The organism is Bartonella clarridgeiae ATCC 51734 (genome assembly GCF_000518185.1).
In the GTDB taxonomy this organism is placed as follows: Bacteria; Pseudomonadota; Alphaproteobacteria; order Rhizobiales; family Rhizobiaceae; genus Bartonella; species Bartonella clarridgeiae.
Genome location: NZ_KI912397.1, coordinates 64,610 through 89,470, shown reverse-complemented (window position 1 = coordinate 89,470; position 24,861 = coordinate 64,610). Strand labels below are relative to the sequence as shown.

The window sequence follows — 24,861 nt, the reverse complement described above, 5'->3', positions numbered from 1 at the left end:
TAAGCATATCATAGTAAGTAGTTATTAAAAAACACCTTGCAGTAGAGAATCAAGCTTGCCTTCAATATCTAAAGCATAAAGATCATCACATCCTCCAACATGATAATCTCCTACAAAAATTTGCGGAAATGTATTACGCCCATTTGCTCGTTGCACCATTTGTTGGCGAAGAGAAGTTGATGCATCAATATCGGTATATTTTACTCCTTTTTGATCAAGCAAAGTACGCGCTTTTATGCAATAGGGACAGTTAGGACGTGTATAAAGTGTGATTTCTTTCATGATATTCTCCGATGCTTTTTTATATAATACACTTTAAAATGAATTCTCAAAAATAAGGCAAAGTAAAATTGCCTTTTAAAACACGCGAAAATGTCAATACATTAACTTGTCGTGCACCTGCATGTTTTAATGTTTTTGTTGCTGCAGTAACCGTTACACCTGTTGTCAAAACATCATCAATAAGCAAAATAGAGCGTCCCTCTAAATACTTTTTAACCTTATTAGGCACCTTGAAAGCATTCTGCACATTCATTTTTCGTTCTTTGGCAGATAAACCAACCTGTGGACGTGTGTATCGATAACGCACAAGCCAGCCAGGTTTGAAAGGTTTTTTCTGTTTTTCTGCAATATAACGAGCAAGTTCAGCAGATTGGTTATAACGTCTCACGAAAAAACGACGAAAATGTAAAGGGATAGGAATAATAAAATCGCAATCATTAATAATTTCATGTCCAGCAAATATCATTGAATTTGCCATAAAAGATGCTAATTCTAAACGGTCGCCATATTTCAATCGTGTTACTAAAGTTCGTGCTAAACCTTTATGAACAACAGCTGAGCGTAAAGACGAAAAGGGAGGAGAATTCTGAATAGCTTCGCCGCTAAGAAAACCCTCTCCCATATCATACGCAAAAGGAGTTCCCATAACAGGACAATAAGGTTTTGTGATAAATTGAAGATCTTTCCAACAATCAGAACAAATAGTCCCATAAGCAGAAACAATTTTTGCACATCCATGACAAATTGGTGGATATAAAATTGTTATTAAGCGCTTGATTAATTTATTCAATATATCACCATTAATCAAAAAATTTTCTTCAAAGTACTTTTTTATTAAATTACTATAATAATGTGAAAAAATTCTTTCATATCTTAAAAGAATAAAATTTAATTTTTCAATTGCTATTTCTCTTTTGTGAAATCATTTTTCTTTTTTCTTGTATTATAAAATTGATATAACATGTATTAAATAATTTTATTATAAATCATATAATCTCATAAATTAACAGTGCTATAAGATGCTATAAGATAATGTCTCATCCTTTGATCTTTGATTACAGTTGTATTGAACAATTTCGTCAACGTGCTTTCAAAAGAGCAAAAAAAGGGTGTGATTTTTTGCTTTCTTATGTGGTTGATGATCTCTACAAACGTCTCAATGCTGTTAATCGTAATTTCATATTGGCCTTAGATTTACACGGTCATACAGGTCTTGCAGTGCAAACTTTAAAAAAATCCGGTAAAATCGGTTCTATAGAACGTGTTGAAACCAATATTCTTTACCAAAATTACGACAGTCCATTTCATTTACGTCATCGAGAATTGCTTGATTTTCCTCAACATTATTGTGATCTTATTGTTTCACTTCTCTCCTTACAGTTAACCAATGATACTCCTGGTGTTCTCAGTCAAATAAAAAATATCCTTAAACCAGATGGCTTATTTCTTGCTGTTATGGCTGGAGCTGGCACGTTAAGGGAATTACGTGAAAGTTTACTGCAAGCTGAAAACGAAATTTACGGCGGTGTTAGCCCAAGGATTTATCCCTTTGCAGATATTCGTGATGCAGGAGCTCTCTTACAGCGTGCCGGTTTTGCTATGCCCGTAGTAGATGTTGAAGATGTCACCATACGCTACAATACCATGTTTGATCTTATGGATGATCTTAAAGCTATGGGAATGCAAAATGCGCTTATTAGCCGCTCTCGACGTCCTGTATCCAAGCGATTTTTCTGTCTCGCTAACGAAATTTATGCAAAAAAATTCAGTGATTCCGACGGTCGTATTCGTGCGCATTTCTCTTTCATTTGGCTTTCCGGTTGGGCTCCTGACCAAAAACAACAAAAGCCTATACCTCCAGGATCAGCTCAAATATCTCTCGTAGATTTTTTTAAAAAATAACATGCTGAAAATAACATGCTGATGTATAAAGATAATCTATCATTTTCATATTGAATTAAAAACGGAAAAAAGTAACATTTTCTTATTTTAAAACAAACAAAATTACTTATTTCCATGTCACCAAACGAATTGATAGGGGAATAAAATTATTTGAGCAATTATTTTTATAGCTTTTCTTTTAAGATATTTAATGCAGAAAGTGCTAAAAGTAAAAGACATGCATTAGGTTTTAGAATTTAATTTCGAGAAATCTGCAACATTTTGTGTAACTATGCGAATACGTTCAAGAAGAGCAAGACGATTGGTTCGAATATTTATATTGCCATCATTTACAAATACTTTTTCAAAGAATTCGTTAATAGGCTTTTTAAGGAGTAATAAACTACTCAGTGTAGAGGATAATTCTGTTACATGAATATGATCAGCAATCTTTTTTTCTGTTTCAATGGTTGTTTGATAGAGCTGCTTTTCTTCTGTTTCAATAAAAAGCTCAGGTCTAACTTTGTTTATTATTGTCGTTCCTTTTTTTGTTTCATTTTCAAGAATATTGATGGCCCGTTTTACTGCAATTAAAAGGCTGTTTCCATCATTGGTGTTGATAAAGAAGGTGAGTGCTTCAACTCGGCGCGCAATTAATAAAATATCATCGGAATCTTTTGTTAAAACGGCTTCAATAATATCATGGCGTGCTCCTTCATCTTTGAGATAACCTTTTAGTCGTTCATGAAAAAATGTTAACAAGTCTAATACAATATTTTCCGTTTTTTCTACAGATATGTTTTGAAGTTGTGTAGCTTCTGTTTCAGATGTTGCATACTGAATTTTTTGTTGTAATAAAAAATTCATTGCCTGATGAAAAAGCGGCATAAGGCTTATTTTCCAATCATTTAAAAGCATAAGCCTGATAACTCCCAATGCTGCTCGTCTTAATGCATAGGGGTCTTTTGAGCTAGTTGGTTTTTCATTAATGAACCAAAAACCAATGAGCGTATCGATTTTATCAGCTAATGCGACTGTTATAGCAATGGGTTCACATGGGATACGATCTTTAGGTCCTAGGGGTTTATAGTGGTCTTCAATGGCTTCAGCTACACGTGGATCCTCTCCTTGAAGTAATGCGTATTTTCGTCCTATCAACCCTTGTAGTTCAGGAAATTCACCAACAATTTCCGTTTGTAAGTCAGCTTTTGCTAAAATCGCTGCACGTTTAGCCAATATAGAATCCGCTTTTACTAATGGTGCAATTATTTGTGTTAAAGCAGCAATCCTTTCTACTTTTGCACCTTGTGTTCCTAATTTAGCATGGAAAGTAACATTCAAATAATTAAGCTGTGCTATTCGCTGATCGAGAGGTTTATTTAAATCAAGATCGAGTTTTTTAGCAGAAGATTCTAAATGTGTAATGTTGGGTAAATTACATTGATCTGTTTGCCAAAAATAGAGTGCATCAGAAAGGCGGGCATTTACAACTTTACTATTTCCCTTAGAAATTTCTATTCCTTTGTCATTGGCAAGAATATTAGCAACAAGAATGAAATAGTTAGAGAGTTTGCTCTTATCACCTCGTTTGCGTGTTACAAAGCATTTTTGGTGAGTTTGAATGGTCAAGCGAATAATTTCTGGAGGAATATTGAGAAAAGTTTTATCAAAAGTGCTCATGAGTACAACAGGCCATTCAACGAGTCCTGCCACTTCTTCCAAAAGAGCCTTATCTTCAACTAATTCCAAGCCATTTGCAAAGCAAAGATTTTGAGCATCTGCTAAAATAATATCTTTTCGTCTCTCTGCGTCCAAAATAACTTTATGGTTTTCAAGTTGTGTTACATAGTCATCAAAACGGCGTACCTGGATAGACTTTCCATTACTTAAGAAGCGATGACCATAGGTTAAATTATTACTTTTGAGGGAACCAACTGTAAATGGAATAATGTGTGTTTCACCAATTGCTGATCCAAAAACACAAAGAATGTTTTGTAAAGATCGTATCCATCTTAAGGCACCACTTTTAGCTGACTCTTGTCCCCACCGCATAGATTTTTGCCATGGAAAATTGCGAATAATGTCAGGTAAAATATCTGCAATAATTTCTTCGGCTAAACGACCTTTTTTGGTTGTTTTAGCAATATAAAAATCACCCTTTTTATCATCATGTGTAATGTGTACTTTGGAAATATCATTTAGACCTGTAGTGCGTAAAAAAGCATCAATAACTTGTTGTGGTGATTGTGCATTAGGTCCTTTACGTTCTTCATGAACATCTGGCGAACTTTTAGAAAGACCGCGTATGTTTAATGTTAACCGACGAGGTGTCCAATATTCACAGGCTGCTTTATAACTTAAGCCTGCATTAACAAGTTTATCTGTAACACATTTTTTAAGATCAGAAGCAGCTCTGCGTTGCATGTGAGCAGGGATTTCTTCACTAAAAAGTTCAAGCAGGAGATCAGGCATTATACATTCCGTTTGTGGATATATTACCAGCTTCAGTTAATAAGAACGCTTCACCGCAGCGGCGTGCAAGATCACGAATACGAAGAATATAACTTTGTCGTTCAGTGACAGAAATAACACCACGTGCTTGCAAGAGATTAAAGATATGGCTTGCTTTAATACATTGGTCGTAAGCTGGAAAGACGCATAAATGGGAACTATTCTCTTTATTTGGCTTTCCAGAATCAAGAAGTGCATTGCATTCACGTTCTGCGTCAATGAAATGTTGTTGCAAGAGGTCGATATTAGCAAATTCAAAATTATAATGTGAATATTCTTGTTCTGCTTGTAAAAAAACATCACCATAACTTATTCGTTCTGCACCATCTAAGCCGTTAAAGTTAAGATCGTAAACATTACTGACATCTTGAATATACATTGCTAATCGCTCAAGTCCATAAGTGATTTCTCCTGAGACTGGAGCACATTCAATGCCACATACTTGTTGAAAATAAGTGAATTGAGAAATCTCCATTCCATCGCACCAGCATTCCCATCCAAGTCCCCAAGCACCAAGTGTTGGGCTTTCCCAATCATCTTCAACAAAGCGAATATCATGAAGTTTCATGTCAAGGCCAATAGCTTTTAGAGAGCCGATATAAAGTTCTTGTAAATTTGGAGGAGAGGGTTTGAAAAGCACTTGAAATTGGTAATAGTGTTGTAGACGATTAGGATTTTTACCGTATCGACCATCTGTTGGACGTCGGGTAGGTTGAACATAAGCTACTTTCCAAGGGCGTGGACCTAATGAACGTAGCGTTGTAGCTGGATGAAAAGTTCCAGCTCCTACTTCTATGTCGTAAGGTTGCAAAATTGTACATCCATGCTGAGCCCAGTAATTTTGCAGGCTTAAAATAAGTCCTTGAAAAGAACGTGTGGGATTTAAATTTGAAGGTAGGTTCACTCTTTGAATACCATTTTAATGTTTAACCAATAATAAAGACCAAAAGAATTTCAGTTTTTATTACTGTCTATTGCTTCATATCAATATGGTCAAGTATCGTTATTTTTACAGACCAAACTTTATTTTTTCTTTAATTCTTTCTGGATTGTCTGGTTCTCCATCAATTGCGTGGTTCCACTGAAATACTGCTTCACGTTTACGTCCAACTTGCCAGTAGGCATCACCTAAATGATCATTAAGTGTTGGATCACTAGGTTGTAGTCTAACAGCGGTTTCTAATGTTGTAACAGCTTGGGAATATTGTTTAAGTTTGTAATAAGCCCATCCTAAAGAATCAAGAATATAACTATTTTGAGATTGTAACGTGACAGCTTTTTTTAGCATATTTAATGATTCTTCGAGTTTTTGATCACGATCAATAAGTGAATAAGCTAAATAATTAAGTACTTGCGGTTGATCAGGAAAAAACGTAAGTGCTTTGCGAAAATCAGTTTCAGCTTTTGGCCATTGTTTTAAATAATTAAATGCGATACCACGTTGATAAAAAAGTCTCCAATTATCTCGTTGAAAGTCTGTTATTTGTGCGATAGCCTGATCTAGGATTTTGATCGCTTCAGAAAAGTTATTTTTCTGCATATAGATAGCAGCCAGAGTGATAAAAATGTGGCGGTCATTAGGAAATTTTTTCTCTAATAACGTTAATAATTTAATGGCTTCATCGTGGTTTCCGTTCTCAGCAAGAGTCAATGCAAGTTGAAATTGCCCATCTCTATAATAAGGGGAGCTAGATGGTAAAGCACGATAAATTTTAATTGCTTGATTATAATCATTCAATTTTGCAGAAATTTTTGCTAATTGAAACAGCGTTGCTTCATTTTTAGGATATAGAGCTAAAGAAAATTGTTGAAAAATACGTGCAATCCGTTCTGAACCTCTTTTATTAAGAGTTGTTCCAAAATTATATAACACTTCACCAATTCCTTGTTGAGGCGTTGTAATAAGATTTTCTATATTAGCTCCTTTTTCAACTTTTTGACGGATATTTTTGAGCGTTTCGTAGCCTAATAATATCTTTTCTCCATGCCGGAGAGTTTTTATGGCATCACTGCGCATGTTCTGACGTAATTGGAATGAGGCATAAGCTATAATAACACGTTCGTAGGTATCTGTAGCTGTAATGGCACCTTGTTGGTTGTTTAATGCTTGAATGAAATATTTTTTTGCATCTTGTGGACGTTTTGCTAACTCACTCATGAGTGCAAGATGATAATGTATAAAAAGGTTATACCAAGCAGGTCCTAAATGTTTTTCAAGGTCAGTGATTGCTTGAAATTGATTACCAGATCCAAATTTAGCCCAAGCATTGGTCAGCTCAAATATTGGATTATTATCAGGGGGAGATGTTTTAGCTTGTAGAAGCAGTTGAGCTTCTTTGTAATTTTTTTTGATAAGATTTTCTATTGATAATGTTAAGGAAATAAGAGGTGTAATAATATCTTTTTCTTTCAATTTTTTTGCTTGTTGAACAGCTTCTGTGAATGCTCCTACACTTAGCATGGCTTGAAAAATTTCTTTTTTTGTTTCAAGATTATTAGGTTCATAAATAAGTGCTTGTTGAAAATAATGGATAGCAAGATTCATTTTATTTTCGTAATTCGCAATTCGTCCTGCTAGATAAGCACCTGTAAATGAGTTTGTATCAATAGTTTTCTCAACTGCACTGTAAGTGGGCAGTGGCATTAGTATGATTCCTATGAGAGTGAAAAAACCCGATACTGTTGCACTGCGCATAAAGTTAATCCTTCTTAAAGATAATCAATTATTTCTATAGTTTATAAACTATGTCTGATTGTTTTATTAAAAAATACTATATTATGATTCTTACAAAGAATCAGTTTACGCGTTCGATACAAAAATCGATAATATCAATTAATGCATTTTTAGCAGGATTTTCTTTTATTGAAGAAAGAGCATCAATTGCACGTTTTCCATAAATTCGAGCTTGCTCTATTGTATCAATTAGACCGTCGTATTTTTCTATTAATTGTTGTGCATGCTTTAGGGCTTCATCATTATTATGGTTATTTTCAAGAGCTTGTTTCCAAAATGTTTTTTCTATGTCATTACTGCGTGTGTATGACAGAATAACAGGCATCGTAATTTTTCCTTCTCGAAAGTCATCACCAATATTTTTTCCTAGATATTGAGCACTGCTACTGTAATCAAGAACATCGTCAATCAATTGGAAAGCTACTCCTAATGATAGACCATATTGATGTAATGCAGAACGTTCTTCATGTCCGTACCCAGCAATAATTGGGCCGACTTCAGCAGCAGCTGAGAAAAGGGCAGCTGTTTTTGCGTTTATAATTTTGAGATAATTTGAGACGTTAGTTTCTATATTTTTTGCGGCAGAAAGCTGCATAACTTCTCCTTCAGCAATGATTGCAGCAGCGTTTGCTAAAACAGAGAGTGCTTCTAGAGAACCAACATCTACCATCATTTTAAAAGCTTGTCCTAATAAAAAATCACCAACAAGAACACTTGCTTGATTGCCCCAAATCATCCGTGCTGTAGATTTTCCCCGTCGTAGCTCGCTTTCATCAACGACATCATCGTGTAATAGGGTTGCTGTATGCATAAACTCAACTGCTGTTGCGAGTTTTATATGTTTATCACCTTGATATCCAAACATATGAGCAGCGGCTAAAGTGATCATTGGGCGTATTCGTTTACCACCCGATGAAATAAGGTGATTAGAAATTTCAGGAATCATTTCAACGTTTGATTTGGCCATAGAAATGATCAATTGATTTATAGACTCCATATCTCCTTTAGTAAGATTTAAAAGAGGATGGAGGGAATGCTGATTTTTCTTTTCATGATTTAGTTTTGTGGTAGCACCCAATTGGTTCACTCCTAAAATATTTCAAATAGATATCTTTATACCATAATAGCATAAAGAGGGATGAGCTTTGACTCAAGCTTTGGTGCTGATTTGAAATGAAAGTTTTAATAATATTAAAGAAATATTTTTTTACACTAACCATATAAATTAAAATAGGATAATTTAAATGAAAATTTCAAAAATATAGATAACATAAGATGAGTAGGGTAAAAAATCATAGTGATGAAACAATAGATGGTTTTCATCGTGGTAAGTTTTATTTAGTGCAACCACGTTTACGTGGTCATCGGTCTGGTATGGATGCTATGTTGCTTGCTGGTTTGGTGCCTAGTGGTTTTAAAGGGAAGGTTGTTGATTTAGGTGCTGGTGCTGGTGCTGCAGGATTAGCAGTTGCTTCACGTTGTATTGAAGCTCACATTACGTTGGTTGAACGGTCTTCCTTTATGATATCTTATGCTCAAAAAACACTCGCGCTAAAACAAAATGAGAAATTAGTTAGCAGAGTTTGTTTGTTAAAAGCAGATATTACCTTAAAAGGTAAAGAACGTTTGAAAGCAGGCCTAATGAATAATGTATTTGATTTTGCAATTATGAATCCGCCTTTTAATAGTTCAGCAGATCGTAAAACACCTGATGAGGAAAAGTTAAAAGCACATGTTATGCCTGAATCAATGTTTGAGAATTGGTTCCGGTGTGCATCAGCAATTGTTAAGCCAGGTGGATATTTAGGATTAATTGCACGTCCACAATCATTGACTGATATATTATATGCTTTGGAAGGACGCTTTGGTAATGTATTTATAATTCCTATTCATTCTCACGTTGAGACATCCGCGATTCGTATTTTGTTTTATGCAAAACGAGGAAGTAGAGCGGGTTTATCTATATTGCCAGCATTGATTGTACATGAGAGTGGTAGTCATGTTTTTTCACCACGGATTGATGCGATTAATAATGGATATATCAGTTTGTGGGAAAGTTTTTAATACTTGCGTTTTTAAATTTATTTCTTAAATTCAAATGAAGATTTTTATTTTTTAAGAATTGTTTTACTTTTTAAATTTCTTATAGGGAGCTTTTGTTTTGATGGGTTGTATAAAGAATTTAATTGCGCGTTGTTTTCGTTCTAATACGATTCAAATCCCTGTAGTGCGGCTTCAGGGGGCGATTATATCATCAAATTCATTGATGTCACGTACACTATCATTGGCGAGGTGTGCAAGCCTTTTGGATAAGGCTTTTTCTTATAAAAAAGCACCAGTGGTTGCTTTAATTATCAACTCTCCTGGTGGTTCGCCTGTTCAATCACATCTTATTTTTCAGCGAATTCGTGATTTGGCAAATGAAAAAAACAAACAGGTTTTCACATTTGTTGAGGATGTGGCAGCGTCGGGTGGTTATATGATTGCTTGTGCTGGGGATGAAATTTTTGCTGATCCTTCTTCTATTGTTGGTTCCATTGGAGTTGTCTCAGCTTCTTTTGGTTTTCCTGAACTTTTGAAGAAAATTGGTGTGGAGCGTCGTGTCTATACGGCAGGAAAAAACAAGGTTACATTAGATCCATTTCAACCAGAAAAGAAAACAGATGTTGATCATTTAAAATCTTTGCAACTTGAAGTTCATCAGACTTTTATTGATTTGGTTAAGGAAAGGCGCACGTCAAAATTGTCAGATGATTCAAATATTTTTACAGGAATGTTTTGGAGCGGACAAAAAGGTGTTGAACTTGGCTTAATTGATGAATTAGGTGATGTCCGTTCTGTTATTAAAAAACGTTTTGGTAATAATGCAAAGTTACGCTTGATTTCTCCTCCAAAAAGTCTTTTGTCATCTAAAGTACCTTTAGGTATTTCTGCTGACATCGCTTATACAGCGGTTGATGGTGTTATGATGGCGGCAGAGGAGCAGGCACTTTGGCAACGTTATGGTTTGTGATGGAAATAGTGCTTCAATAAACGCTTAAAAAGTTTGTAATTATTTTAGAGTAAGTGCCAATAGGAGAAGAAAGTAATAATGGTGCGTTTGATTTTATTTAGTTTGATATGTATCATAGCTCTTTATAGTTATTGTTTATTGAAATATTATTTACAATGGATATATCGGTATATCTTTCGTTTAAAAGTTAAACCATATACAAATATAAAAGGAGAATTAGTGAAAGATCCTTGTACAGGTGAATATTACGTTCAATGATATCAAATGCACATGTTTCGCGTGAAAAGTGTTTTTATATATTTACGCCTATTAAGTTGAATTTAGCTTTACATATTGTAGGGCAGCGTGCTGATGGCTATCATTTGTTAGAAAGCTTGGTTTATTTCAGTTTTAGCGGTGATTGCTTAAGTTATACGCCTTTTGAAAGTGATCGCTTTGTTGTAACAGGCCCTTTTGCAGATAGAATTGTTTCTGACACAGGAAATTTGGTTATCCGCGCCCGTGATTTTATGCGTGAGAGATTTCCTAAAAGTGCTAAACCTGGCTTTTTTCGGCTTGTTAAAACATTGCCTATTGCATCAGGTATTGGAGGCGGATCAGGTGATGCTGCAAGCGTATTATATATGTTACGTCGGCAATGGAAACTTGATTATTCTTGTGAAAAATTAGCAGAAATGAGTTTAGTTCTTGGAGCTGATGTTCCGATGTGTTTGTTTGCATTGGAGTATCAACAGCCACTTTTTGTTAAAGGAATTGGTGATGATATAATACCGGTAAAAGAGGCTTGTTCTCTTGCAATGGTGTTGGTTAATCATGGTCAGCACATTGCCACAGAGACTATTTTTAAAGCGTTAGAAAAGTGTAATCATTCTCATTTGAAAATTGATTCATCTGCCTTCAAAACGGTTTTTTCATTGGTTGAGTCTTTACAAGAAACGCGTAATGATCTTTTTGTTCCTGCATTAAAAATTGCTCCTCAGTTGGCTGAAGTCTTATATGCATTGGATAAAAGTGGAGCTCTTTTTTCTCGTATGTCTGGTTCAGGTGCAACGTGTTTTGGGATTTTTAAAGATCAGCAAGCAGCACAAAAAGCAGCTTTTTTTATTAAATCAATATATCCAGATTGGTTTGTGAAACCTATAATAACTTTAGGTACACGATGATGTTAATAAGAAAATAATTTTGATCTTCTGCGTTGGGTGTAGAAGAAAAGATGTTTCTTGTATTGGTTTTTTGCCTATTGATCTAAATCACTAGGATTTTGATATGATGAGTTCATTTTTGGCAAAAAATGTTTTGAAGTATAATAAATATGGTGGATTATTGTTTAAGGGATGAAGTATTAGAAAAGAAAAATGATAATGAAATGCAACTGTTAAGCAATGAAAAGAAACTTTATAGTGAAATGATCATAACCTATTATGGTGTTAACTCATGTTTCATTTTGCGAAGTAACTTTGTTACTTCTGGTTATGCTGATTTAGATTTTTCAACCTTTAATACTCTGACAACATTTTTACATATTTAAAAAATGGCTTAATTCTAAGAGTTGAGAAGAAAATGATTGAAATACGACTTTCATAATATTAATGCATTATGCAATTAAAGCAGCTGCCATCATGTTTGCCAATTGCGTATTTTAAGAATAAATGCCTATTATACATTTCAAATGCAAGTACTTATAGATAGAAGATGTTCTATAATGACGTTATCAAATATATAGTTTATCATTAACTGAGGTTTTTGTATTGTACATTATAGGTCATATTTCACATGATGCATGTATAACTAATACATAACGTTACAAGCTTTTCCTAAAGCTGATGTAGATTATTTCGAGTATATAGTTGAAAGATTTGTGGGTATATCGCTGAAGTGTATCAATCTAAGATTTTTAGTTGATAGTGTTTGGTTCAGTGGTACAACTGAGTTTAGGTGTTTATGTTCAATTGGCTTTCTAATCTAGAGCTTTGTGGTGATTTATTGTTCAATATATACTGACGAAAACCAGTTTTGCTTAAACAGTTTTTTTTAAGTAGAACACGTCATTAGTTTTAATATTTTCATCTGAAGCAGTTTTTATCAGTTTAAAAAGTAAAGCAGTGTATTTACTCATTATAATTTTTCATTGGTTAATTGCTCGATAGTTTGAGTCTTTTATTGACCAAAGGATTAGTATATTTGGGCCTTTTTTGATTAAATTTCCAATATAAAAATTTAGTGGGTTTTTCCTCAATCGGTGAATATTCAGCATCGTTTTTATTTTATAATATTTCTAATTTGTAATTTTCCAAATGATAATTTTTTATGGAAAGGCAATCCTTGTTATTAATGTTATTAAAAAAATGATTTTTTTACGCTGAATAGCGGTTTTTTGTGCATAATATTAAGAATAGCTTTTAAAAATTGGTATTGGGTATAAGGTTATTTTAGCTATACTGGAAATTTTTATAAAAATATTGGGCAGTCAGTATTGGGGAGGTATGATTATGTCAGGAATAAAAGCTATAATTTCTGGTGTTTCTGGTCTTTTTCTAGAAGATTATGAGAAGGAATTTATTATCGAGCATAGGCCTTGGGCTTTTATTTTGTTTGCGCGGAATATAGGTGCAGCAGATGATCTAAAAGCACTTACTACTTCTATACGTAAGATAAGCAAACGCGATGATGTTTTTATTTTTATTGATCAAGAAGGTGGGAGAGTGCAGCGTTTGCGTCCACCTTTAGCACCGGATTATCCAGCTGCTAAAGTCTTGGGAGAAATTTATAGAAAAGATCAGGATAAAGGACTTCGTGCTGCGTGGATTATGTCACGTCTTCACGCTTTTGATTTGATGAGGTATGGTATTAACGCGAACTGCCTTCCTGTTTTAGATGTGCCGGTGGCAGGAGCTCATGATGTGATTGGGATGCGCGCTTATTCTCAAGATCCAAAAGTCGTTGCTGCATTAGGGCGTGCTGCTGCTCGAGGGCTTTTGGATGGTGGTGTTTTACCGGTAATGAAACATATACCTGGGCATGGGCGAGCATTTTCTGATACGCATTTAGAGCTAGCACGTGTAGATGCATCACTTGATATTTTGGAGCAGAGTGATTTTGTTCCATTTAAAAATTTGGCTGATTTACCAGCTGCAATGACTGCTCATATCGTTTATGAAGCGATTGATGATAAATTACCTGCAACGTTATCTAAAAGGGTTATTGAAAATGTTATTCGTCAAAAAATAGGCTTTGATGGACTTTTAATGTCGGATGATTTATCAATGAAAGCCCTTTCAGGGAGTGCATTTTCAGAAAATCTTTCAGATCTAACAAGTAAAATTTTTGCGGCAGGTTGTGATATTGTTCTTCATTGTCATGGTAAGCCACAAGAGATGCATATTGTTGCTAATGCTGCTCCATTTTTAGGAGGAGAATCATTGGAGCGTGCATGTAATATTTGCTCTAAAGTTATAACACCGGATCATTCGGATGAAAATGCTTTAAGAGAAGAATTTTCAAGTCTTTTAGCTCTTGTTTAAATGAAGGAAGAGAAGTTTTTAATATGGAGATCAATGATAAATGATATGCAGAATTGAAAATGTTATTTTTTAATAGTCGTTTTGTTGCCTTTCATTTGTAAAGAAAATATAATATTAAGCAGAATATAAGGCTATGATTATATTTTCATAATATTTATAGGATGATTGTGGACGAATTAAATCAGTCTTAGAGGCATAGATGAAGTGATGGGTAATATTTTTTCACCAACGCATTTAATTGTAATTTTGCTAATTATCCTTGTACTTTTCGGGCGTGGTAAGGTTTCTGAATTAATGGGCGATGTTGCTAAAGGTATCAAGGCTTTTAAAAATAACATGAAGGAAGAAGAGGGAAGTATTGAAGATGAACTTGAAGTAGCTAATTATTCTAAAACAATAGATGTTGAATCTCAGCATTCTCAGCCATTATCAGAAAAGCGTGCGGTAGATTCAAAAAACGACACTTCTAAGGTGAAGAAGGATTTTGTTTCGAAAGAATGATGTTGCAAAGTAACTAAAGATGAAATCATAATTTTAGCAATAGCATTTTAAATAGAGAAGTTGAGTATAAGTGATGTTGGGAATTGATGGGTCGGAGTTTCTCGTTATCTTACTTATTTTCATTATCGTGGTTGGACCAAAAGATTTGCCTAAAATGCTAAAAGTTATAGCAAAAGCGTTTACATATGTACGTTCAACAGCTAATGAATTTCGTCATCATTTTGATGATGCAATAAAACAAGCTGAGTTAGATGAATTAAAAAAGATATTGTCAGACACCGGTAATCTTAATCCTAGAAAACAGTTAAAAACCACTTGTGATTCAATATATGAATATGATGAAAAAAAGGATGTTTCAGGTAATCCTGATGTTGATACAATCCATAAAACAGAAAAAGATATACAGATTTTTGAATTTGGTACAAATGAAGTTAACGAAGATTTGACAGTATCTACTATTCATAGTCATGAAATTATCTGTACAGATTCTAAAGATAAGGAAAATGCATCGTGAATTTTGAAAAAGATGAAGTTGATGTCAAAGTTACGCTTCTAGAGCATTTGGTTGAGCTTCGTCAGAAAATTATTGCAGTTCTGATTGTGTTTTTTATAACTTTTATTCTGTGTTTTCTTGTCAAAGATTATATTTTGAATTTTTTGATATGGCCTTATCAGTGGGCGATGAAGATATCAGGTGGTTATCCCGAAAATATTCGTCTTCAATCAACCCAAGTATGGGAGACTTTTTTAACAAAGATGAAACTTGCTGCATTTGGTGCAGTTATTTTATCATTTCCTTATATGGCTTTTCAACTTTATAGTTTTATAGCTCCAGGACTTTATAAAAATGAGCGTAGAGCTTTTTTACCATTTCTCATTAGTGCGCCGATTTTATTTATTGTGGGAGGAGCATTTGTTTATGGTCTTTTAGCTCCGCTAATGCTATGGTTTAGCCTTTCTCAACAGGCTTTGCCGGATTTTCGTTTAAGGATAGAGTTTATAGCCCGTATCTCAGACTATTTAAATTTTATGATATCCTTTATCTTGATTTTTGGTTTGATTTTTCAATTGCCTCTCATCACAAGTCTTTTAACGAGAGTCGGACTATTGACAGGTCATATGTTAGTATCCAAACGAAAATGGGCTATTCTAATTTCTTTTATAGTTGCTGCTATGGTAACACCATCAGATTTTTTTACTATGTTTGCAGTGGCTTTACCAACTGTGCTTCTTTATGAGGTATCAATTTTGATTGCATGCTGGATAGAAAAAAATAAAAAATCCTTGTAGTGCAATTATATTTTTTACGGTACAAAATGATTAGAAATAATGCAAAAGAGGGTTTTAATGCTTGATATTAAATGGATCCGTGATCATCCTGAGGAATTGGATGCGGTACTTGCAAAGAGAGGTATTGAGCCACAAGCTAAAAATTTGCTAGAGTTTGATCTTGAACGTCGTTTGCATGTTTCTAAAGTACAACAAGCGCAGAAGTTGCGTAATGCATCTTCAGAAAAGATAAGACAAGCCTTAGCTGTTGGTGACCAAAAAACCGCTGATCATGTTAAGGCTGAGGTTGAAAAAATAAAAGTTTTTCTTTCTTCTGCTGTTTTAGAAGAAAAGCGGCTGACAGATAGATTAGAAGCAGCTCTTTCAGCAATACCAAATATTCCATTAGATGATGTTCCAGAAGGAAAAGATGAAAACGATAACGTTGTTATTCGCTATTTTGGTACTCCACCGATGTTTGATTTTTCCCCAAAGGAGCATTTTGATCTTGGTCAAAATCTTAAGCAGATGGATTTTGAACGAGCTAGTCGATTATCAGGTTCACGCTTTACGGTCCTTTCAGGTTCATTGGCACGCTTGGAACGAGCTTTAGGCCAGTTTATGCTTGATCTGCATGTTGATGAACATGGTTATCAAGAGATTTCAGTTCCTCTTCTTGTCCGTGATGAAATTGTTTACGGAGCAGCCCAATTACCAAAATTTTCTGAAGATCTTTTTCGAACGACAGATGGTCGTTGGCTTATTTCTACGGCCGAGGTACCCTTAGTTAATTTAGTTAACAGTGAAATTCTTGATGTCACAGAATTACCTTTGCGCTTTACATCTCTTACTCCTTGTTTTCGTTCAGAGGCAGGGGCTGCAGGGCGTGATACACGTGGTATGTTACGTCAACATCAATTTAGGAAAGTAGAACTTGTATCGATTACCACAGAGGAACAGTCTTTAGATGAATTAGAACGTATGACAGAATGCGCAGAAAATGTTTTGAAACACCTTGGTTTGCCTTTTCGTACTATTGTTCTTTCTACTGGAGATATGGGTTTTGCAGCGCGTAAGACCTATGATATTGAAGTATGGCTTCCAGGACAAGAATGTTATCGTGAAATTTCAAGTTGTTCAGTTTGTGGTGATTTTCAGGGGCGTCGTATGAATGCTCGATATCGTCTAGAAGGTGAAAAAGCATTGCATTTTGTTCATAGTCTAAATGGTTCGGGTACAGCTATTGGTCGTTGTCTTGTAGCTATTCTTGAAAATTACCAACAGGCTGATGGTTCAATTGTTATTCCGGATGTTTTACGGCCTTATATGCAAGGGATGAATTATATTACAGTTTAATTGAGTCACAAGAGATCTGACGTACATTTATTTTTGATGAATGATTACTCATAGATTTAAAAATCATTTATATATTTTTATCGTGCATCAGCGTTTTGAATAGGGTTGTATTCTCTTATTTTAAATTTTATTATTTTGAAACAAAAAAACTACCTTTTTGTATATCAAAAAAAAACATTGATAGGAAGATAAAACCATTCTATTATGTGCTATCTTTACACACTGTTCACTTTCGATAAAATACAGATTCTATTTTTTAACTGTTTTCAATGATAGAAAATTCTTCACCAAGGCTAAAAAATAAGGAAGTATTATTTTAAAATACTTTGTGGGAGATTTTTTCCAAAATAGCTCCTCCCATAAATGTCAGAAAAGAAGGATCTCACATTTTATTGGTTATAGGCAACGCTTTCGTTTTCTCGGGAAAATGTCTTAATTTCTCAACTTGGTTCTGCAAGCTTTTAACTTCTTTAACGGTCTTTATAATGCTTTTTGCCTTGTTTTCTGGTATATTCATACTGTTAGCAAGTAGTCTATACTCATTATTCTTAAGCATTATCAATTCATCTTGTGAAAGACGAGAATTAACTTGATTTAAAAACTTCAAAAGCTCTTTGTTAAGATGAGGATTGTTATTCTTTTTTAAGGCATTCTGCCACATATCACGTGGTAGATCAACAATACGTTGCACTTCTCTGCTAAGCATATATACTGGTTTACTACAGCGTTTTTTCTCGTCTCGATGATTTTGAAGAATTTGGTCCTTAGAATGTTGTATAGTGTCGCCATATTCTTTTATAACTTGACCGAGTGCTGAAGCATTTCTTTCAGCTTTTATACGTTTTGGACTTTTTATGAACAATATTTTATTACCTGCAAGTTTAGCAAAAAACTCAGGAGCGTTTGTCATTTGCTTACAAAATAATTGCCCTAAACTTGACTCTTCACTGATCTGTTTTATCTGGATGTCTAACTTGTTATAGTCTCCAAATACAATTTGTGACAAACGCCTAATTTCTTCTGCTTTTTCTTGAACAGAAGGATTACTGACAACCTTTTTGATAAGCTCACTATGGGTTAAAGGAGGTATTTTTGAGGGAGAGATAAAAATATCTGCAGAAACTTGTTTTTGAGTTTCATTTGCCTTATTATTATCTATAAAGACTTCTGCATATTCAACTGTATCTTCTATAGAATTTTTTTGAGTTTCATTCGCCTTATTATTATTATTATCTATAAAGACTTCTGCATATTCAACCTCTTCTTTAGGTGGAGCATATTTATTTTGCTGTTTCATCTTCTCAACCTGTTTAATAAAATTTATAATTTGTTGTGTCTTGTTTTCATGACATCTCTAACCGAGAAAATATTCTCTTGTAGAATACTTCTTTGAGGATTTTTCCTAAAACAACCGCTTCCATGAATATTAAAAGAAGAATTTTACATTTTTAATGTGTTATAACCATCGTTCTCATTTTCTGAGGAGAAGATTGGTTTAATCTATTAATTTCGTTCTGCAAGCTTTGAGCTTTTTTAAAGATCAGTATGAAATCTTTTGCATTGTTTTCTGGTATATTCGTATTTTTAGCAAGTAGTTTATACTCATTATTCCTAAGCATTGCCAATTCATCTTTTGAAAGACAAGAATTAACTTGATTTAAAAAATTTGAAAGCTCTTTGTTAACATTAATATTGTTATTCTGTTCTAAAGTTTTGTGCCACATATTACGTGGTAGATTAAGAATATCTGTCACTTCTTTGCTAAAATTATTTTGAATAAGGATAAAGGATTTTCGCTCTTTTTGATAATTTTGAAGAATTTTGTCCTTAGAATGTTTTACAACTTCCATATATTCTTTAATAGCTTGACTAAGTATTGGAATATTTTCTTCAGCTGTCTTACGTTCCTGAGTTTTTATGAAAAATATTTTACGACCTGCAAGTTTAGAAAAAGACTTATAAGATTCTAGCACTTGTTTATGAAATACTTTCCCTAAACTTGGATGGTTATTAATCTGTTCTATCTCGTTGTTTAATATTTCCGACTTTCCAAATACAATTTGTGACAAATTCCTAATTTTTGTTGCTTGTTCTTGAACAGAAGGATCATTGGCAATCTTTATGATGAGTTCTTTTTTGGTTAAAGAAACTAATTCTTTATTCTTTTTATATGTGTCATAGTTCTCATAGATTTCAGAGTCTGTTGCAGAATTGCCATAGATTTCAGAATTTTCATAGATTTCAGAATTTGTCGCAGGAGTGTCATAGATTCCAGAGTCTGTTGCAGGATTGTCATAGATTTCAGAATTTTCATAGATTTCAGAATTTGTTGCAGGAGTGTTATGGGTTTTCATAGTCAAACTCTTTGAATAATTGTATTTGTAAGTTTTTATACTTTAATTTTTAATACACTCACCTTGTCAATGGGTATCTTATAATTTCTACTTTTAAACACTTTATATTCATCTACTGAAAGATAAAAAATGACTTAATTTAAAAAATCTAAAAGATTTTTTTAAACGTGCTATAGCCATTATGTTCGAAGGAGAAAGCCTAATTTGATTAAGTTCTTTTTGTAAATTTTGGACTTCTTTAACAACACCTATAATTTTTTGTGCTTTTTCTTCTGATATATTCATATTTTTAGCAAGTAGTTCATACTCATTATTCTTAAGCATTATCAATTCATCTTGTGAAAGACGAGAATTGATCTTATTTAAAAAGTTTGTACATTCTTTGCGAAGCTGAGTATTATTCTGCTGTTTCAAAATGTTTTCTCGCATTTTGCTTGGTAGATCAAGTAAGCTCTGCAAACTATCACTCGGAAGTTCTACTGATTGTGCGAGGCGTTTTTGTTCTGCGTTATGATTTTTAATAATGTTACCCATAGAATTTTCTACAGCATCTGCATATTTGTGAATTGCTTCAACGAGTTTTGAAATATTCTTTTCAGCTTGTTTACGTTTGGAATTTTTTATTCCAAATGTTTTAGACCCCGCAAGTTTAGCAAAAGACTCAGGAGAATTTGTGAGTGTATTGCTGATAATTTTTGTAAAACTTGGGTTTTCATGAATTTGACTTAGTTGATTGGCTAACTGGTTCTGGTTTCCAAATACAATTTGTGACAAACGCCTAATTTCCTTTTCTTGTTCTTGAATAGAATGATCGCTAACAACCTTTCTGATAAATTCATTATAGCTTAAAGGAACTATTTTTTGTGGAGAGATAAAAATATTTGCAGAATTTCGTGATTGAATTTTATTCGGATTATTATTATTTAAACGGATTTCTGCATATTCAACCTCTTGTTTGCGAAGAGGGTCTTTTTGAATTCCATTTGTTTTTGTGTTATTAAAATGAACTTCTGCATATTCAACCTCTTGTTTGCGAAGAGGGTCTTTTTGAATTCCATTTGTTTTTGTGTTATTAAAATGAACTTCTGTATATTCAACCTCTTGTGAAAGAGATTCAGTAGATCTAGCGTGTTGTTTCATGTTTTAACTTTCTTCATGAAATTTATATTTATTGTACCTTGGTATTCATAACATCTCTATATATTATTTACATTCAATAGAACAAATACGTACTATAAAGCCTCCCTGCTACGTCTAAATCAGGAAAATTTTCTCTTAAAAATACCTCTTTTAGTTTTTTTTTCTAAAACAGTTCCCCCCCCCAATAAATATTAAAATGAAAAATCTTACATTTTCAGCTGGCTATAGCCATCGCTTTTTGTTGGCGAGGAGGTTTGATTAATTTAATATCATTTTGCATTTCTTTGGCTTGCTTAACAGTTTCCATAATTTGCTTTGCAAATTTCTCTGGCATGTCAAGACTTTGAGCAAATGATGCATAATCGTTATTACTAATCATTTTATGTTCATCTTTTGAAAGACGAGAATTGACTTGCTCAAGAAAACTAGCCAATTCTCTGCGAAGAGTAGGATTTCCCTCTGTTTTTAAAACATTTACACGTTCTTTTGATGACATACTAAGAAACAACTTTACTTCTTCTGTAGGCAGCGGTATTGTTTTTCCTACGCGCTGCTGTTCTTCTTTATGATTTTTAATAACTTCTTCCTTAGAGATTCTCAGAGAATCCGCTAAATCTTTAATTGCTTCACTGAGTTTAAAAATATTTTCTTCAGCTTCTTTACGTTTTGGACTTTTTATTCCAAATTTTTGAAAACCTGCAAGCTTAGCAATAGATTTAGGATTATGTAGAATCTGTATGGAAAGTTGTTGTGAAAAATTTGGGTTTTTATAAACTCTTTCCATTACAGAGCTGATCTTTTCCCTGTGTCCAAAAACACATGCTGCAAAATGATCAACTTCTTTTTTTTGCTCTTGAACAGAAGAGCTCAATATAGCCATTTCAGTAACTTTATCTTCTGTTAAATCAGGTATTTCTCTTCCTGGGATAAAAACTTTGTTTAAGTCTTCTTGAGCCTTAAATGTTATTGTATCACCTATTTTTAAATTTTTAAATTTGTGCCTTGGAATGACGTGTCTATTACATACAATCAAAGAATTTTCTGTTTTGATCACAATAGCGTCCAGTTGACGACTTTCAAAGGTACCTGTGTAGGTTTGCCCTGGAATTGGCGTTGTAACAAGTGCTTCTGCGAGAGTTTTATCTTGGTTTTTGGACTTAATTCCATTTAAGGTTTCTTTTAAAACATGAGCTTTTTCTGGATTAGAAGCATCTTCAAACAGATGTTTCATAGGCTCTAAATTGTCATTTGCTGCCTCGACATTTGCAATTTCCATACGTTTTGGTGTCACAGCTGCAAGATCTATCTTAATACCCTCAGCTTGAGAGAGTTTTTGCATAAACAAGTGTTGTGTAACTCCATTACCCTGTACAAAGGGACGCGCATGGTTGAGTAATGCATAAATAGTCGTTATATCCTCGGATAATCCTCTCTTTTTTTCTTCTTGCGTTTTATTTTCCGATGAGACTTTATTATTTCTATCAACTGAGACTTTATTATTTCTATCAACAAGCTTCGAATTCAGCTCATTTAAGCAGTTTTCGAGTTTTTCATTAGATGCAAAAACAAGAGCTTGATTTTTTTTTCCGTCTGATGTGCTAGTACTAGCAATTGTACCATCTGACATTTTAATTGACTCATTACGAGTTTTTCCAGCCCAATCAAATATGTTGCAAAATAAGCGCTGATGAAGCTTTTTTAGATAAGAAACGTCAATATTTTTTGGTGGCGGTTCTTGGTGCGCATTAATAAATTCTTTTGCTACTAAATGCGCACATTGCTTTCTAAAGGCCTCATTGTTTTGTATATTAAGTTTATTTTTTAATACACCGTTGTTATAGGTATAATTATGGCTTTGTTCCAATAATAATTGCTTTGCTTGTTTCAAATCAGCGGCGTTTTTTATCGACATGATTACTCCTTTAAAAGGTATAGTTACAAAGTACTAAATTTTTAGTACATAACCCCATTCGCGTATCTTTCTAAAGTTTTGAAGTATAATAAAGACTTCACCTTCCAATCGCCTGTATAACAAGACCTACACTAATAACTTAAAAACACTTTTATAATTCTTGGGATATTATAGAAATAAAACTAGCAGTTTAAGTTATTTCCATGCAATCTTCCTTATTTTTTTAATTACCTTTTAGCTTCCGTAAAACAGGAAACATGTTTTTACTTTCCATGCCATTATTATGATCTTAGCACTAAAGCTTCAATAAATAGCATTTCGTTCTTTTCATTCATAACTGGAATATTGTCAAGTAGTAAAATTGATTTTTATTGAAAAAAATCTAATACTCTTGTCTTTTTTCAACTTATATACTGCTGCTCAATAGTTTTGTTTACCATATGAATGAAGACCTTTCCCCTTGTTTTCTAAGTACAACAGGTAGAATACTGAAATTATAAGAATAACTAGCAGAAATCTATTTATATATATGTGAGTAATATTCTATGATATATTCATTAGATTCGCAGTATGTGAAATTTATAAATAGAGCTAGACTTCATTTAACAGAAAGTGAGATTATGAAAAAAATTCCTAACAATAAAAACTCTTAAAAAGAGTTTTTAAAAGCATATATTAAAGCTCTAATATATAAAGAGCTGAGTAAATTCAGCTATTTTAGTAGGCGTTTACAATATTTTGCTACCTTAGTTATTCTTAATAATACTGCTTGCTTGTAAATAATTTATATTTTTCAGTTTTTTATCGCTTTACTCAATCAGTTTAGTAAAATTCTTTTTCTTTTTTCTTATAAGCTTATAGGAAGGATAATCAATAATGCTTTAAAACAAAAAGGTGATTCCAAAAAACTATTTTAAGGCCTCAAAATACTAGTACAATCTTATCATGAGCATGCTCGATCTGAATGTGATAAAGGAATTTATTCGAAAGTTTTGTTAAATCATTATCTTAATTATTTTCTCAAAAACCGAGAATATTCATATATTCAGACTTATTATGATTTTGATAGATCTAATATAGGTATTTTATAAAAAAAGATCCAAATACTTCTTTATGTATAAACAAAGGAGGAATTTTAGAAGATACAAATCTTATACTTTCATAAAGTTTTGTTTCTCTACAAATTGTATTTTTAGTGATTAATAATCTAGTCCTTAATTAAGATAGGAGCATTCAAAAATGCATTGTTACTTAACTTCATGGATAGTTTCAAACTACTGAAGCTTTAGTAGTGTTTTGTAATGTTATGATTAAGAGCATATTATAATGCAAACTATTTTGCACTTCATTGAATATTCATTATACATCGTGATATCTACGTCATTGTTTTTTATATTTCTTTTCATACTTGGTAGTTTATTGTAAAGAATAGGGAATTGAAATATGCACTAAAGCATCAATTTTAAGAGGGAATTAAAACAACAAAAGTAAGCAACCCATTGGTTTTATTTTATGTATGTTGGCTTGTTGGTCAACTGATGGTATTTATATGCAAAGTTTGACTGTTTATGAGGGGATAATTCATATATATTATGAGATAGCCATTGCATTGGAGGTCAAATAATATCATGGAACAGAAAGGGATTTTACGATTTCGTGAAGAGTTAGCAAGTCTTGTGCTAAAAATGCGTAGTAAAGGCATTGATGATATAAACTTTTTTGCGGCATTAGAGAGAGTCCCACGTCAGAAATTTGTCTCTACTCCTTGGCTTAATAGTGCTTATGATAATAAAGTTATTCCGATTGAATGTGGAGAATATATTGAGCGTCTAGAGGAGCAGCTTTTAATTCTTTCGGCATTATCGTTGAAGAAAAAACATCGTGTTTTAGAAATTGGTACAGGTTCTGGTTTTTGCACTGCCCTTATGGCTTGTCTTAGTGATCGTGTGACAACGGTTGATCGTTATAAAACACTTATTGATTTGGCACGACAAAGATTTGAGAACTTAGGGATTGAAAACATTATTATACGGCAGATCGATGGAAGTCGAGGCGTTACGGGTTTGGGATCATTTGATCGTATTCTCATTTGGCCATCACGTTCTAATGAACCAAAAGAATGTTTAGAACTGCTAGCGGGAAATGGGATTCTCATTCAAGCTATTGGACCAGATGAAGGGATACAAAAAGTAATGCGTTATACAAAAATTGGTAGCCAGTTTGAGTGCTCAGGAATGTTTCAAGTGCGTTATCAACCCTTCATTGAAAATATTGCAGAAGTTCTGTAATTGTGAATTTAGGATATTGCTAAATATTTTATCTGTTCTAACTAATTAGGAATACATTTTGATTTTATCATAAAGATATTTATTTATATTTTTAAAATT

20 protein-coding genes are annotated in these 24,861 nt (G+C 33.3%); 10 read left to right on the top strand and 10 right to left on the bottom strand.

Features of this window, described 5'->3' with window-relative positions; genetic code table 11:
* Nucleotides 1-24: 24 nt before the first annotated feature.
* Both grxC and T420_RS0105860 read right to left on the bottom strand, forming a co-directional pair.
* Nucleotides 25-282 (bottom strand): glutaredoxin 3, encoded by a 258-nt coding sequence (gene grxC / locus T420_RS0105865; RefSeq protein ID WP_013545361.1) that lies wholly within the window; start codon nucleotides 280-282, stop codon nucleotides 25-27.
* 46 nt (nucleotides 283-328) lie between these two features.
* Entirely contained in the window at nucleotides 329-1,072 is a 744-nt protein-coding gene (locus T420_RS0105860) for a ComF family protein (RefSeq protein ID WP_013545360.1), read from the bottom strand.
* 242 nt (nucleotides 1,073-1,314) lie between these two features.
* On the opposite strand from T420_RS0105860, the gene T420_RS0105855 reads away from it, so the two are divergent.
* On the top strand, nucleotides 1,315-2,184 hold the full coding sequence (locus tag T420_RS0105855) for a methyltransferase domain-containing protein (protein ID WP_013545359.1): 870 nt from the start codon (nucleotides 1,315-1,317) through the stop codon (nucleotides 2,182-2,184).
* Between the two features lie 222 nt (nucleotides 2,185-2,406).
* On the opposite strand, the gene glyS is transcribed toward T420_RS0105855, so the two are convergent.
* The 4 genes from glyS to T420_RS0105835 all read right to left on the bottom strand — a co-directional run bounded on the left by glyS (nucleotide 2,407) and on the right by T420_RS0105835 (nucleotide 8,486).
* Nucleotides 2,407-4,635: a glycine--tRNA ligase subunit beta gene (glyS, locus tag T420_RS0105850; RefSeq protein WP_013545358.1), complete on the bottom strand. Its 2,229-nt coding sequence runs from the start codon at nucleotides 4,633-4,635 to the stop codon at nucleotides 2,407-2,409.
* Nucleotides 4,628-5,578, bottom strand: a complete 951-nt coding sequence (locus tag T420_RS0105845; protein ID WP_013545357.1) for a glycine--tRNA ligase subunit alpha — start codon at nucleotides 5,576-5,578, stop codon at nucleotides 4,628-4,630. Before T420_RS0105845 ends, glyS begins: the two co-directional genes overlap by 8 nt.
* Nucleotides 5,579-5,683: 105 nt before the next feature.
* Nucleotides 5,684-7,369, bottom strand: a complete 1,686-nt coding sequence (locus tag T420_RS0105840) for a tetratricopeptide repeat protein (RefSeq protein WP_013545356.1) — start codon at nucleotides 7,367-7,369, stop codon at nucleotides 5,684-5,686.
* Nucleotides 7,370-7,469: 100 nt separating this feature from the next.
* Complete coding sequence (locus T420_RS0105835; RefSeq protein ID WP_013545355.1) at nucleotides 7,470-8,486, bottom strand: polyprenyl synthetase family protein; 1,017 nt, start codon at nucleotides 8,484-8,486, stop codon at nucleotides 7,470-7,472.
* Between the two features lie 197 nt (nucleotides 8,487-8,683).
* Between T420_RS0105835 and T420_RS0105830 the strand changes: the two genes are divergently transcribed.
* The 8 genes from T420_RS0105830 (at nucleotide 8,684) to serS (ending at nucleotide 17,068) form a co-directional block, all read left to right on the top strand.
* Nucleotides 8,684-9,472: a tRNA1(Val) (adenine(37)-N6)-methyltransferase gene (locus T420_RS0105830; protein WP_013545354.1), complete on the top strand. Its 789-nt coding sequence runs from the start codon at nucleotides 8,684-8,686 to the stop codon at nucleotides 9,470-9,472.
* A gap of 100 nt (nucleotides 9,473-9,572) precedes the next feature.
* Complete coding sequence (locus tag T420_RS0105825) at nucleotides 9,573-10,421, top strand: S49 family peptidase (protein WP_013545353.1); 849 nt, start codon at nucleotides 9,573-9,575, stop codon at nucleotides 10,419-10,421.
* A 254-nt stretch (nucleotides 10,422-10,675) separates the two neighbouring features.
* Complete coding sequence (locus T420_RS0105820) at nucleotides 10,676-11,584, top strand: 4-(cytidine 5'-diphospho)-2-C-methyl-D-erythritol kinase (RefSeq protein ID WP_013545352.1); 909 nt, start codon at nucleotides 10,676-10,678, stop codon at nucleotides 11,582-11,584.
* A gap of 1,326 nt (nucleotides 11,585-12,910) precedes the next feature.
* On the top strand, nucleotides 12,911-13,942 hold the full coding sequence (gene nagZ, locus T420_RS0105810; protein WP_013545350.1) for a beta-N-acetylhexosaminidase: 1,032 nt from the start codon (nucleotides 12,911-12,913) through the stop codon (nucleotides 13,940-13,942).
* A gap of 207 nt (nucleotides 13,943-14,149) precedes the next feature.
* Nucleotides 14,150-14,443, top strand: a complete 294-nt coding sequence (gene tatA / locus T420_RS0105805) for a twin-arginine translocase TatA/TatE family subunit (RefSeq protein ID WP_013545349.1) — start codon at nucleotides 14,150-14,152, stop codon at nucleotides 14,441-14,443.
* A 73-nt stretch (nucleotides 14,444-14,516) separates the two neighbouring features.
* The gene (tatB, locus tag T420_RS0105800) at nucleotides 14,517-14,957 is read left to right on the top strand and encodes a Sec-independent protein translocase protein TatB (protein WP_013545348.1); all 441 of its coding nucleotides are present in this window, start codon (nucleotides 14,517-14,519) and stop codon (nucleotides 14,955-14,957) included.
* Nucleotides 14,954-15,733 carry a twin-arginine translocase subunit TatC gene (tatC, locus tag T420_RS0105795; RefSeq protein ID WP_013545347.1) on the top strand — a complete coding sequence of 260 codons (780 nt, stop codon included), beginning with the start codon at nucleotides 14,954-14,956 and terminating at the stop codon, nucleotides 15,731-15,733. Before tatB ends, tatC begins: the two co-directional genes overlap by 4 nt.
* Nucleotides 15,734-15,790: 57 nt before the next feature.
* On the top strand, nucleotides 15,791-17,068 hold the full coding sequence (serS, locus tag T420_RS0105790) for a serine--tRNA ligase (protein WP_013545346.1): 1,278 nt from the start codon (nucleotides 15,791-15,793) through the stop codon (nucleotides 17,066-17,068).
* A 382-nt stretch (nucleotides 17,069-17,450) separates the two neighbouring features.
* Here serS and T420_RS0105785 read toward each other — a convergent pair whose 3' ends face one another.
* From T420_RS0105785 to T420_RS0105770, 4 genes are all read right to left on the bottom strand, one after another.
* A complete protein-coding gene (locus T420_RS0105785; RefSeq protein ID WP_013545345.1) occupies nucleotides 17,451-18,365 on the bottom strand; it encodes a BID domain-containing T4SS effector in 915 nt (304 codons plus the stop codon).
* Between the two features lie 151 nt (nucleotides 18,366-18,516).
* On the bottom strand, nucleotides 18,517-19,422 hold the full coding sequence (locus T420_RS0105780; RefSeq protein ID WP_026501219.1) for a BID domain-containing T4SS effector: 906 nt from the start codon (nucleotides 19,420-19,422) through the stop codon (nucleotides 18,517-18,519).
* A 108-nt stretch (nucleotides 19,423-19,530) separates the two neighbouring features.
* Nucleotides 19,531-20,562, bottom strand: a complete 1,032-nt coding sequence (locus tag T420_RS0105775; protein ID WP_026501218.1) for a BID domain-containing T4SS effector — start codon at nucleotides 20,560-20,562, stop codon at nucleotides 19,531-19,533.
* 214 nt (nucleotides 20,563-20,776) lie between these two features.
* Nucleotides 20,777-22,450, bottom strand: a complete 1,674-nt coding sequence (locus tag T420_RS0105770) for a BID domain-containing T4SS effector (protein WP_162097329.1) — start codon at nucleotides 22,448-22,450, stop codon at nucleotides 20,777-20,779.
* Nucleotides 22,451-24,102: 1,652 nt separating this feature from the next.
* On the opposite strand from T420_RS0105770, the gene T420_RS0105765 reads away from it, so the two are divergent.
* Complete coding sequence (locus tag T420_RS0105765; RefSeq protein WP_013545341.1) at nucleotides 24,103-24,762, top strand: protein-L-isoaspartate(D-aspartate) O-methyltransferase; 660 nt, start codon at nucleotides 24,103-24,105, stop codon at nucleotides 24,760-24,762.
* Nucleotides 24,763-24,861 lie beyond the last annotated feature (99 nt).

Bases quoted from the DNA above. Each gene is read 5' to 3' on its own strand.
- grxC (WP_013545361.1), bottom strand. From the start codon at position 282: ATGAAAGAAATCACACTTTATACACGTCCTAACTGTCCCTATTGCATA.
- T420_RS0105855 (WP_013545359.1), top strand. From the start codon at position 1,315: ATGTCTCATCCTTTGATCTTTGATTACAGTTGTATTGAACAATTTCGT.
- glyS (WP_013545358.1), bottom strand. From the start codon at position 4,635: ATGCCTGATCTCCTGCTTGAACTTTTTAGTGAAGAAATCCCTGCTCAC.
- T420_RS0105840 (WP_013545356.1), bottom strand. From the start codon at position 7,369: ATGCGCAGTGCAACAGTATCGGGTTTTTTCACTCTCATAGGAATCATA.
- T420_RS0105830 (WP_013545354.1), top strand. From the start codon at position 8,684: ATGAGTAGGGTAAAAAATCATAGTGATGAAACAATAGATGGTTTTCAT.
- T420_RS0105825 (WP_013545353.1), top strand. From the start codon at position 9,573: ATGGGTTGTATAAAGAATTTAATTGCGCGTTGTTTTCGTTCTAATACG.
- T420_RS0105820 (WP_013545352.1), top strand. From the start codon at position 10,676: ATGATATCAAATGCACATGTTTCGCGTGAAAAGTGTTTTTATATATTT.
- nagZ (WP_013545350.1), top strand. From the start codon at position 12,911: ATGTCAGGAATAAAAGCTATAATTTCTGGTGTTTCTGGTCTTTTTCTA.
- tatA (WP_013545349.1), top strand. From the start codon at position 14,150: ATGGGTAATATTTTTTCACCAACGCATTTAATTGTAATTTTGCTAATT.
- tatB (WP_013545348.1), top strand. From the start codon at position 14,517: ATGTTGGGAATTGATGGGTCGGAGTTTCTCGTTATCTTACTTATTTTC.
- serS (WP_013545346.1), top strand. From the start codon at position 15,791: ATGCTTGATATTAAATGGATCCGTGATCATCCTGAGGAATTGGATGCG.
- T420_RS0105785 (WP_013545345.1), bottom strand. From the start codon at position 18,365: ATGAAACAGCAAAATAAATATGCTCCACCTAAAGAAGAGGTTGAATAT.
- T420_RS0105780 (WP_026501219.1), bottom strand. From the start codon at position 19,422: ATGAAAACCCATAACACTCCTGCAACAAATTCTGAAATCTATGAAAAT.
- T420_RS0105775 (WP_026501218.1), bottom strand. From the start codon at position 20,562: ATGAAACAACACGCTAGATCTACTGAATCTCTTTCACAAGAGGTTGAA.
- T420_RS0105765 (WP_013545341.1), top strand. From the start codon at position 24,103: ATGGAACAGAAAGGGATTTTACGATTTCGTGAAGAGTTAGCAAGTCTT.